Raw genomic sequence first — 10156 nt, 5'->3', positions numbered from 1 at the left:
GGCTGTCTGCGCGGCGTCGGCGCCGTCGATGCGGCCGGCCAGCTCGCTGCCGGGTGCGGCCTTGCCGGTGCCGATGCCGGCGCTGCGGCGGCCGCCGGGGCCGCCGTTGTCGGCGCCGCCATTGGCCAGGCCGCCACGGGCCAGGCGCTCGGCGCCGCCGGGCAGCAGGCTGGCCAGCCAGGCGGCGGGGTCGGCCTCGGTGTCGGTGCCGGTCTTGCGGGGGGCGCCTTCGGTGGCTTCGGCGTCGGGCTCTTCGGTGGCGGCCGGCCTGGCCTCGGCCGCCGGCTTGCTGCCTTCGGCCGTGCGCGGGGCGGCGGCTTCGCGGGCCAGCCGGTCCTGCGCCTCGCGCGCGGCCTGGGCGGCGCGGGCGGCGGTGGCATTGGCAGCCGCGGCCTTGGCCGACTGGGCCTGCGCCAGCTGGCGCGCAAAGGCGTCGGGCGCTTCGTCGGCGGCGGTGGGGGCGCCGGCCTGGCCGGTCTGACCATTGGCCGGCTGCGGCGCACGCGGCGCCTGCAGGTTGGGCAGCGGGCTGGACGAGACGGCGTTGTTCAGCATTCGGACCTCTTGTCGGGCAGGTGGCGGGGGGGCTGCGGCGGTGGCGGCGGCTCAGGCCGTGGTGGCGGGCCGCCAGGCGGCGCGGCTGGCGGCTTCGTCGGTCTGCTTCTGGTCGCGGCGTTCGGCGGCGCGCAGCGCCTCGGCCTGTCGGCGCTCGATCAGCTTGCGCACCGAGGCCACGCGGATCTCCTGCGCGGTCAGCGCCTCACGGGCGCGCTGCACCTGCGTTTCGGCATGGGTGGCCACGCGCGCCTGCTGGGCGATGGCTTCTTCCAGCCGCTGCGCAAAGTCTTGATAGCAGCGCACGATGTCCATGGTGCCGGCGGTGCGGAACTGGCTGGACCAGCGGCGGTGGTAGTCGTCGCGGTAGGCCACCAGCTGCTCGGCCTGCTGCTGCGCGGCCTGGGCGCGGGCCTGCGCCTGCTGCAGCGCGGTCAGCAGGTTGTCGCGCTCGGTGGTCTCGCGCTCCAGCAGCGTGGCCAGGGCCTGGGTGTTGTCAGCCATCTATCGTCATGCGCCCAGTTGCGCCAGCTGGCGGCGGCTGGCCTCCAGCGTGGCTTGTTCATGCATGCCCTGCTGCAGCAGCGACACCAGCGCCGGGTGGCAGCGCACCGCCAGGTCCAGCTCATGGTCGTGGCCGGGGGCATAGGCGCCCAGCTGGATCAGGTCGCGTGCCTTGTTGTACTTGGCCAGCAGCTGGCGGCCGCGGCGGGCGGCGTCGATGTGGTCTTTCGTGGCCACCGAGGTCATCACCCGCGAGATGGACTTCTCCACGTCGATGGCCGGGTAGTGGCCCGCTTCGGCCAGCTCGCGGCTGAGCACGATGTGCCCGTCCAGGATGCCGCGCGCCGCATCGGCGATCGGGTCCTGCTGGTCGTCGCCTTCGCTCAGCACGGTGTAGAAGGCGGTGATGCTGCCCACGCCGTTCAGGCCATTGCCCGACCGCTCCACCAGCTGTGGCAGCTTGGCAAAGCAGCTGGGCGGGTAGCCCTTGGTGGCCGGCGGCTCGCCGATGGCCAGGGCAATCTCGCGCTGGGCCATCGCATAGCGGGTCAGGCTGTCCATCAGCAGCAGCACATGCTGGCCGCGGTCGCGGAAGTGCTCGGCAATCGCGGTGGCATAGCTGGCGCCCTGCATGCGCACCAGCGGCGGCGCATCGGCCGGCGCGGCCACCACCACCGAACGGCGGATGCCTTCTTCGCCCAGGATGTCCTCGATGAACTCCTTGACTTCACGGCCCCGCTCGCCGATCAGGCCCACCACGATCACGTCGGCCTGGGTGTAGCGGGCCATCATGCCCAGCAGCACCGACTTGCCCACGCCTGTGCCGGCAAACAGGCCGATGCGCTGGCCACGGCCCACGGTGAGCATGGCGTTGATGGCACGCACGCCGGTGTCCAGCGGCTGGCGCACCGGGTCGCGGTCCATCGCATTGATGGGGCGGCGCACCAGGGGTTCGGTGTCCACGCCTTGCAGCGGGCCGTGGCGGTCCATCGGGTGGCCGTGTGAATCCACCACGCGGCCCAGCAGGCCGTCGCCCATGGGCAGGTGCAGGCCGCGGTCCTCGCTGCGGCGCCAGGGGCGGTTTTCCACGCCCAGGCGGGGTGGCACGCGCGGGGCGGCGCGCTGCACCACGCGGGCGCCGCTGGCCAGGCCATGCAGCTCGCCGGTGGGCATCAAAAACGCACGGTCGCCATTGAAGCCCACCACCTCGGCCAGCACCGGGGGCTGGCCGTCCATGCGCACTTCACACACTGAACCCACCGGTGCGCGCACGCCGGCCGCTTCCAGCACCAGGCCGGTCACGCGCACCAGCACGCCTTCGCTTTCCAGCGGCAGCGGCGCGGCGGCAAAGGCCTGCAGGTCGGCCTGGAAGCGTTGCCACTTCTCGGCGCCGTGGGAAAGCACCGCGCTCATGCTTCGCCCTCGTAAGGCACTTCCTGGCCCAGCACCGCGGCGGCCTGGGTCCAGCGGCTGTCGATGCGGGCGTCGATGCGGCCGACGTCGGACTCGATCAGGCAGCCGCCGCGCAGCACCTGCGAAGAAGGCATCAGCCGCGCGCCACGCGCTTCCAGCGCCTCGGCCGCGCCGCTGGCCACCATGGGCAGGTCGTCGGGGTTGACGAACACGCGGATGTGGCGGGCCGACAGCAGCACCGCGTTCACCGCCTCTTCGGCCACGCGGGCCACCAGCTCGGGCCGGGCCGTGACCTCGGCCCGCACCACCTGGCGCGCCAGCTGGGTGGCGGTGGCGGCCACGGTGGCGGCCAGCTGCTGTTCCAGCGCGTCCAGCTGCGCCTGGAAGGCGTTCACCAGCTGGCCCACCTGGGCCGACATCTGCTGCGCAAAGCTCTGCTTGAAGCCTTCCAGCGCCACCAGGCCGTCGCGGTAGCCGTCTTGATAACCACCCTGGCGTGCTTCGGCCGCGGCGGCCTGCAGCTCTGCCATCGTGGGGCCGGCGGGCGGCGGCGGCTCGGGCACGGGCTCGGGCGGCGGCGGTGCCGGCGGCGGCTCGGGCGCGCGCCGCAGGCTGGCCGGAATCTCGTCGAAGGCGCTGCCGAAGCTGTCGGGCCGCCAGGCGGCAAAGCCCTGCAGCTCTTCCCGCGGGATGAAGCGTGCGTAGCTGGAAGCGGGCCGGTTGCCCCCGGCCGGCGGCTTGGGCGCGTCGTCCTTAGACGAAGTCGTCATCGCCTGCGCCTCCCAGCACGATCTGGCCTTCGTCGGCCAGGCGGCGGACGACCTTCAACATCTCCTTCTGCTCGGCCTCCACTTCCGACAGGCGAACCGGGCCGCGGCCTTCCAGGTCTTCGCGCAGCGTCTCGGCGGCGCGGCTGGACATGTTGCGGAAGATCTTGTCCCGCAGCTCGGCCGAGGCGCCCTTGAGCGCGATGACCAGCGATTCGCTCTGCACTTCCTTGAGCACGGTCTGTATGCCCTTGTCGTCCACCTTGGCCAGGTCGTCGAAGGTGAACATGTTGTCCATGATCTTCTGCGCCAGGTCGTTGTCCGCTTCGCGGATGTAGTCCAGCGCCGAGGTCTCCACCGCCGAGCCCATCATGTTGATGATCTCGGCCGCGGCCTTGATGCCGCCCAGGTTGGCCTTGCGTGTGCGTTCGCCGCCGGCCAGCACCTTGCCCATCACGTCGTTCAGGTCCTTCATCGCCGAAGGCTGGATGCCGTCCAGCGTGGCGATGCGGATCATCACCTCGTTGCGCTGGCGTTCGGTGAAGCACTTGAGCACCGAGCTGGCCTGGTCGAAGTCCAGGTGCACCAGGATGGCGGCCACGATCTGCGGGTGCTCGTTGCGCAGCAGTTCGGCCACGCTCAGCGCGTCCATCCACTTCAGGCTCTCGATGCCGCTGGTGTCGCCGCCCTGCAGGATGCGGTCGATCAGCAGATTGGCGCGGTCTTCGCCCAGCGCCTTGCGCAGCACCGCCTTCACGTACTCGTCGTTGTCGGGCACCAGCATCTGTTCGTTGCTGGCGTTGTCGGTGAAGCGGGTGAGCACGGCCTCCAGCCGGTTGCGCGGCACCGTCTTCATCTTGGCGATGGTCTCGCCCAGCTTCTGCACTTCCTTGGGCGCCAGGTGCTTGAACACCTCGGCCGCTTCCTCCTCGCCCAACGACATCAGGAGGATGGCCGCATCTTCGGCGCCGGTGTCTTCTTCCTTGGCCATGTCTGGCTAGTCCTTTGTTGCCACCGGTCAGGCGGCTTCGCCGCTCATCCAGCTGCGCACGATGTTGGCCACCACCAGCGGGTTCTCGCGCGCCAGCTGGCGGGCCTGTTCCAGCTTCTCGATCGACTTGGGCGCTTCCAGGGCCACCAGCTCCTCGCTGCCCGGCAGGGCCAGCGGGTCGTCGGCCACGGCGTCGAGCTGCGCGGTCGCTTCTTCCGGCTCGGGCTCGGGCGGGCGGGCCGCCTTGAGCGCCGGGCGCACCAGGCCGAAGACGATGATCAGCGCCACCAGGGCCAGCGACAGCGGCACCGAAGCGGTCTTCATCAGGTCGCGCACTTCCTGCTGCTTCCACAGCGGCAGGTCTTCTTCTTCCTTGGGCGGCTCCACGCGGAAGGGCGCGTTGATCAGCTTGACCGAGTCGCCCCGCTCCTTGTTGAAGCCGATGCTCTCTTGCACCAGCTGCGTGAGCTTGTCGAGTTCTTCCTGCGACAGCGGCACCGAGGTGGGCTTGCCCTTGGGGTCGGTGCCGCTGCGGTGGTTGACCACCACCGCCGCCGTCAGCCGCTTGATGGTGCCGGTGGCGCCGCGGGTCACGCGCACGGTCTTGTCCACCTCGTAGTTGGTGACGTTCTCGCGCCGCAGCTGGCTGCCGGCGCTGGCGCCCGCCTGCGCCCCCTGCATCGGCTGCGAGGCACCGTTGATCGGGGCCGTGGCCGGCACCGGCGGCTGGTTGGTGGCCGCGCCCGGCACGCCGCTGGGCATGGCCGGCGTGCCGGCGTTCGATTCCAGGCTTTGCTGGCTGCGCACGGCGGCCGGCGCATCGGCGCCCTGGTTGGGGCGGAACTGCTCGGAGGTGGATTCGCTTTGCGAGAAGTCCAACTCGGCCGTGACGTTGGCGCGCAGGTTGTCGCGGCCCACCACCGGCTCCAGGATGTCGGTCACGCGCTTCAGGTAGATCGCCTCGATCTGCTGGATGCGCTTGAGCTGCTGCTCGTCCAGGCTCTGGCCGCTGCCGTCAGGCGCGTCGGACAGCAGCGCGCCGGTCTGGTCCAGCACGCTCACGGCCTTGGGGCTCAGCTCGGGCACCGACGACGACACCAGGTGCACGATGCCCGCGATCTGCGAACGGTCGAGCGTGCGGCCGGGGTGCAGCGTCAGCAGGATGGAAGCCGAAGGTTTTTGCTGCTCGCGGAAAAAGCCGTTCTGGTTGGGCAGCGCCAGGTGCACGCGGGCGTTTTCCACCGAGCCCAGCGCCAGGATGGAGCGCGTGAGTTCACCTTCCAGGCCCCGCTGGAAGGTCAGGCGTTCCTGGAACTGCGTCTGCCCGAAGCGGGCGTTGTCCATCAGCTCGAAGCCCACCACCGAGCCCTTGGGCAGGCCGGCGGTGGCCAGCTTCAGGCGGATGTCGTGCACCTTGTCGGCCGGCACCAGGATGGCGTTGCCGCCTTCGGTGTAGCGGTAGGGCACGTTCATCTGCGCCAGCTGCGCCACCACGGCGCCGCCGTCCTTTTCGCTCAGGTTGGCGAACAGCACCTTGTAGTCGTCGGGCTTGTTCCACAGCAGCAGGGCCACCAGCACGGCCACCAGGCCCGCCGCGGCGGCGCCCAGCATCACCTTCGACTTGGTGGGCATGGCCGCCAGCCGGCCCAGCGTGGTGGTGGGCACAGCCACGGGCACGGGGCCGCCATCGGGGGTGGCGGGGGTCAGGGCCTGGTCGGGCAGAGGGGCGAGGGCGGTGTCCATGCAAGGGCGGTTCGAGCGTGGCGCCATTGTTCGGCGCCACCCCGCCCGGCTATAGGAGGAACAGTCCAGCAAACCGGCGTCAGTTCGCACCATCGTGGCGCGGCCGGCGAACCTACATTCGCTGCCATGGCAAGGTCCCCCCAGGCCCGCCAGGAACGCCGCCCGAGACACCGCCCATGGAACTCAAGCTCAAGCCCTTCGACTTTGCACAGGCCACCGCCCGCGCCGGCCTGCGCACCGACGGCCAGCCGTTGCGTGCGCCCAAGGTGGCCGACAACGGCGGCAGCTTCCAGACCGAGATGACCCGCGCCCTCAAGGCCGTGAGCGCCCAGCAGCAGGAAGCGCAGCGCCTGCAGCGCGAAGTGCAGCTGGACAACCCCACGGTGAGCCTGGAGCAGACCATGGTGGCCATGCAGAAGTCGCAGATCGGCTTCCAGGCCGCGCTGACGGTGCGCGGCCGGCTGGTGCAGGCTTACTCCGAGATCATGAACATGTCGGTGTGACGCGGGCCCATCCGGCAGTGCAACGGCGCTGACATCGGGCCGGTCTGCACAGGGTCGGCCCACCGCGCCCTTAGTCGCACCGGTGGTGGCGGAAGGCGGCGCGTGCAGTCAGCAGTTCCCGCTGCACCGCCTGACGTGACGGCCCCTCGGCCGCCTGCTGCTCGCGCCTTTCCAGTCTGGGGATCGACTCGTCGAGTGCACCGCAGGCCCGTTGTGAAGCGGCCGGAAGCTGCGTGCGGCGCGCGGCGCGGTCGAACTCGCGCGAGTTCATGCCGGACAACGGCCGTACCGCTTCGGCCACCAGCTCGCGTTGTTTCTCGCGCTGCACGTCAGCACCGGTCCTGGCCCGGCCGCTGCTCGCGTCGAGGCCCCGCGTGGGCTCGATGTCCAGCTTCTGTGCGCCCAGGCAAGGGGTGTCGGAGTACACGACGCGGCCTTGCTGCTCACACTTGTAGACGGTTCGCGAGGCCGGCGGCAGCTTCTGGCCCCAGCCCGCCATCGGCGTGGCCGACAGAAGGCCGAACAAGATTGCGGCGCAAAGGTGGATCCTTGGCATCACCTACCTCCCGTCAATCGGCCAGCTGTGCGCCCGCTTCCTGCAGCAGTAGCCGCAGCAGCGATCGGTGGCAGCGGGCTTCGTTCTCGCAGTAGCAGCCGACCGAGAAGTTCGCGCCGTGCGACATGGTGGCCAGCAGCGACAGCGCGTGCCGGGCTTCCGGCTGGGCCATCTCGGCGCGGTAGGCGCGGGTGAAGGCCGCCCATTCGGCATCGGTGGTGGCCGCCAGCGCGCGCTTGACCGCCTCGGCGCTGGGCGCCAGCGTCGGGAACCAGACGTCGTACCAGTTGCCGCTGGCGAATTCGGCTTTCAGCACGCCCCGCGGCGGGCGGCGCACGGTGCCGATGCGCGTGCCCTCGCCGGGCAGGCGCGGCGTGCCGAGGCGGACGATGTGCACGGGCATGGCGGGCCTCGGTTCTCAGGCGGCCGGTACGGCGGGGCAGGCCTCGTACAGCTCCAGCGGCAATCCATCGGGATCGGCGAAGAAGACGAAGCGGCGGCCGGTGTACTCGTCCACGCGCACGTCTTCCACGGCCACACCGTGGGCTTCGAGCTGCGACTTGCAGCGGACGACGTCGTCCACCTCGAAGGCCAGGTGCCGCAGGCCCTGTGCCTCGGGGTACGAGGGGCGGGGCGGCGCGCCGGGAAAGGAGAACAGCTCCACCTGCGAGCCGTCGGGCAGCGCCAGGTCCAGCTTCCAGGAGCGGCGCGCCTCGCGGTAATGCTCGGCCACCACGGCCAGGCCCAGCACCTGGGTGTAGAAGTGCTTCGAACGGGCGTAGTCGGCGCAGATGATGGCCGCGTGGAGGATGCGCAGCAGCGGCAGCGGGGTGGGTTCGCTCATGGCGTGCGGGCTGGAGCCGGGTTGGTCAGGCCGGATCGGCCCGGTTGGCCGGCGGTGCCACGCCGGCCTTGCTGGCGCTGCCCACGTTGTCCTCGATGGCGATGTGCAGCCGCGCCACCGCCTCGGGGTGGCCCTTGAGCGCATAGGTGTCGTGGCCGCAGGCCGGACAGTGCGCGGTGAACGCCGCATCGATGCCGTCGAGCCCGGCGATGTCCATCGGGCTCATCTCGGTCAGCTGCGCCTGGCAGTTGTTGCAGGTGATGTACTTCGGCCGCAGCGCCAGCTGCCGGTCGACGGCAGCGGCCTTGCGTTGTTCGTGGGTGCCGCGCAGGCGGGCTTGGCCCATGGGGGCTCCTGGTGATGGATCTGCGCAAACGATAGCGCAGCAGGAGTGTCAGACCCACTGGTCGTTGTCGACGGTGCGCTCGCCGCGTGCACCGTCGCCGGTGTTGACCACGCCGCGCGGCTCGATCAGCAGCAGTCGGGTCTCCTGGTCGGCGCAGGGCTTGTGCTCGACGCCCCGGGGCACCACCGCCATCTGCCCGGCGCGCAGCACGATGGTGCTGTCACCGGCGGCCGTGCCGCGCAGCAGGATGCGCAACTCGCCTTGCAGCACCACGAAGGTCTCGTCGGTGTGTGCATGCCGGTGCCAGTCGAAGGCGCCTTGCACCTTCACCACCTTGAACTGGTAGTCATTCATTTCGGCCACGACACGCGGTTGCCAGTGGCCGTCGATGAGGTCGATCTTGCCGAGCAGGTCGAGGGCCTGGCTTTGGCCGCGGTCGGCAGGGGCCTGGGGGGTGGCGGTGCGGGTAGTCATGGGCGGGCTCCATTCAACGAAAGCCCCGAGGCTACGCAGCGCCTGACGCGAAGTCTTGAACGTTCGTGGCCGTGTCCACCTCGCGTACCACGGGCAAGCCGGTGGTGATGCGCAGCCACCGCCCGGGCGTGAGCCCGAAGGCCTTGCCGAAGTGCCGCGTCATGTGGCTTTGGTCGGCAAAGCCGGCCGCGGCCGCTGCATCGCCCAGCGGGCTGCCTGCCAGCAGCAGTCGACGCACCTGGTCCAGCCGCCGCATCGTCTGGTAACGGTAGGGGCTGGTGCCGTAGAAGGTCCGGAAGTCGTGTGAAAGGCTCCAGCGGTCGCGCCCCGTGGCGGCTTCCAGCGCAGCCAGCGCCACCACGTCGGCCCGGTGCGCATCCAGGTACTCGCGGGCACGGCGCGCGGCCAGGAAGTCGGCCCGCGGCGGGGCCGCGGCGGCGCCCGACACCGCGGCCAGTGCCTGCGCCAGCCCGGCAATGGCGTCGCCCTGCGCCAGCGGCTCGCGGGCCAGGTCCGGTGCCGCCAGCAGCGCGATCACTGCAGCGGACAGCCGCGCATCGGTGCTGACGCCGCCCTCGACGAAAGGCAGCGGCCGGCCGCCCAGCGCCGCCTGGATCAGCGCCGGCTCGATGTAGACCATGCGGTAGTGGAAACCTTCGTCGGTGCCGGCCTGGCCGTCATGCGGCTCATCCGGGTGCAGCACCAGGCTGTGGCCGGGCAGACTGTCGCGTTGGCTGCGCCGGTAGTTGAAGCGCTGCACACCCGCCAGCGTGCTGCCGATGGCATAGCGGTCATGGCGGTGCAGGGCATAGGCCTGCCCTTGGAAGCGCGCCTCGATGCGTTCCATGCCTTCCGACAGCTCGGCCCGCCGCACCCAGTCGGACGCTGCGGGCGCTGCTGATGCAGGAGTACGGCTCATGCCTTGCATGGTAAGGAACGTGCCCGGCGGCGCTGCCCTCACCGCCGCTTCTTCGCAGCCCCGTCGTACTTCCGCCAATACCCGAATTCGTCCTCGTGCACCTCGATGTCCAGCTCGGCCACGCGCATCTGCATGCGCTCCTGCACGTCCATCACCGCCTGGTTGTAGATCGCGGGGCCGATCTCTTCCAGGAAGAAACCCAGCAGCCCGCCGGCAGCGACGTTGCCGATGGGCTCGTCCATGTTCTCGCGGAAGTAGCGCTCGATGGAGGCGATTGCTTGCTGCCGTGCTTCCTTGCTCAGCTCGATCGCCATGGTGCAGCCCTTTTTGCTGTATGGCCGCCATGGTAGGCGGCGCCGCCGGCCCACCCGCCCGCCTTGGCCCCAGCCCGAAACAACCCCCTTTGCCCCCCTCTTTTCCCCCCGTCTCCCCCCTCAAGTCCGTCGGAAGATGGCGCCGAGACTTCGGGAGCCCCGCATGATCCGATCCCTGTGGATCGCCAAGACCGGCATGGAAGCCCAGCAGATGCAGCTGGACAACG

13 protein-coding genes and 1 pseudogene are annotated in these 10156 nt (G+C 70.5%); 1 reads left to right on the top strand and 13 read right to left on the bottom strand.

The window, feature by feature from the left end:
* From ABNT58_RS26755 to fliF, 6 genes and pseudogenes are all read right to left on the bottom strand, one after another.
* Nucleotides 1–555, bottom strand: a pseudogene (locus ABNT58_RS26755) (hypothetical protein); the annotation flags it as partial.
* Between the two features lie 51 nt (nucleotides 556–606).
* Complete coding sequence (gene fliJ / locus ABNT58_RS26750; RefSeq protein WP_348756418.1) at nucleotides 607–1059, bottom strand: flagellar export protein FliJ; 453 nt, start codon at nucleotides 1057–1059, stop codon at nucleotides 607–609.
* A gap of 6 nt (nucleotides 1060–1065) precedes the next feature.
* Complete coding sequence (gene fliI, locus ABNT58_RS26745) at nucleotides 1066–2472, bottom strand: flagellar protein export ATPase FliI (protein WP_348756417.1); 1407 nt, start codon at nucleotides 2470–2472, stop codon at nucleotides 1066–1068.
* Nucleotides 2469–3242, bottom strand: coding sequence for a flagellar assembly protein FliH (locus tag ABNT58_RS26740; RefSeq protein WP_348756416.1), 774 nt, complete (start codon nucleotides 3240–3242; stop codon nucleotides 2469–2471). The genes fliI and ABNT58_RS26740 overlap by 4 nt, the downstream gene beginning before the upstream one ends.
* On the bottom strand, nucleotides 3226–4230 hold the full coding sequence (fliG, locus tag ABNT58_RS26735) for a flagellar motor switch protein FliG (RefSeq protein WP_348756415.1): 1005 nt from the start codon (nucleotides 4228–4230) through the stop codon (nucleotides 3226–3228). The genes ABNT58_RS26740 and fliG overlap by 17 nt, the downstream gene beginning before the upstream one ends.
* Before the next feature lie 27 nt (nucleotides 4231–4257).
* Entirely contained in the window at nucleotides 4258–5973 is a 1716-nt protein-coding gene (gene fliF / locus ABNT58_RS26730; protein WP_348756414.1) for a flagellar basal-body MS-ring/collar protein FliF, read from the bottom strand.
* A 176-nt stretch (nucleotides 5974–6149) separates the two neighbouring features.
* Here fliF and fliE point away from each other — a divergent pair, with 176 nt between their 5' ends.
* Nucleotides 6150–6476, top strand: a complete 327-nt coding sequence (gene fliE, locus ABNT58_RS26725; protein ID WP_348756413.1) for a flagellar hook-basal body complex protein FliE — start codon at nucleotides 6150–6152, stop codon at nucleotides 6474–6476.
* A 70-nt stretch (nucleotides 6477–6546) separates the two neighbouring features.
* Here the strand turns inward: fliE and ABNT58_RS26720 are convergent, their stop codons facing one another.
* The 7 genes from ABNT58_RS26720 to ABNT58_RS26690 are packed head-to-tail and all read right to left on the bottom strand — an operon-like array spanning nucleotide 6547 to nucleotide 9929.
* Nucleotides 6547–7002 carry a DUF4124 domain-containing protein gene (locus ABNT58_RS26720; RefSeq protein ID WP_348756412.1) on the bottom strand — a complete coding sequence of 152 codons (456 nt, stop codon included), beginning with the start codon at nucleotides 7000–7002 and terminating at the stop codon, nucleotides 6547–6549.
* A 43-nt stretch (nucleotides 7003–7045) separates the two neighbouring features.
* Entirely contained in the window at nucleotides 7046–7435 is a 390-nt protein-coding gene (locus ABNT58_RS26715) for a DUF488 family protein (protein ID WP_348756411.1), read from the bottom strand.
* A gap of 15 nt (nucleotides 7436–7450) precedes the next feature.
* Entirely contained in the window at nucleotides 7451–7876 is a 426-nt protein-coding gene (locus tag ABNT58_RS26710; protein WP_348756410.1) for a VOC family protein, read from the bottom strand.
* Nucleotides 7877–7901: 25 nt separating this feature from the next.
* The gene (locus tag ABNT58_RS26705) at nucleotides 7902–8222 is read right to left on the bottom strand and encodes a hypothetical protein (RefSeq protein ID WP_348756409.1); all 321 of its coding nucleotides are present in this window, start codon (nucleotides 8220–8222) and stop codon (nucleotides 7902–7904) included.
* Between the two features lie 48 nt (nucleotides 8223–8270).
* The gene (locus tag ABNT58_RS26700; RefSeq protein ID WP_348756408.1) at nucleotides 8271–8696 is read right to left on the bottom strand and encodes a cupin domain-containing protein; all 426 of its coding nucleotides are present in this window, start codon (nucleotides 8694–8696) and stop codon (nucleotides 8271–8273) included.
* 31 nt (nucleotides 8697–8727) lie between these two features.
* Complete coding sequence (locus ABNT58_RS26695; protein WP_348756407.1) at nucleotides 8728–9615, bottom strand: AraC family transcriptional regulator; 888 nt, start codon at nucleotides 9613–9615, stop codon at nucleotides 8728–8730.
* Between the two features lie 38 nt (nucleotides 9616–9653).
* Nucleotides 9654–9929: a DUF2164 domain-containing protein gene (locus ABNT58_RS26690; protein ID WP_348756406.1), complete on the bottom strand. Its 276-nt coding sequence runs from the start codon at nucleotides 9927–9929 to the stop codon at nucleotides 9654–9656.
* Between the last annotated feature and the right edge of the window lie 227 nt (nucleotides 9930–10156).

The organism is uncultured Aquincola sp., assembly GCF_964001545.1.
Classification (GTDB): Bacteria; Pseudomonadota; Gammaproteobacteria; order Burkholderiales; family Burkholderiaceae_C; genus Aquincola.
The sequence above is the reverse complement of the archived record's forward strand: the minus strand, read 5'-3'. Positions and strand labels throughout refer to the sequence as shown.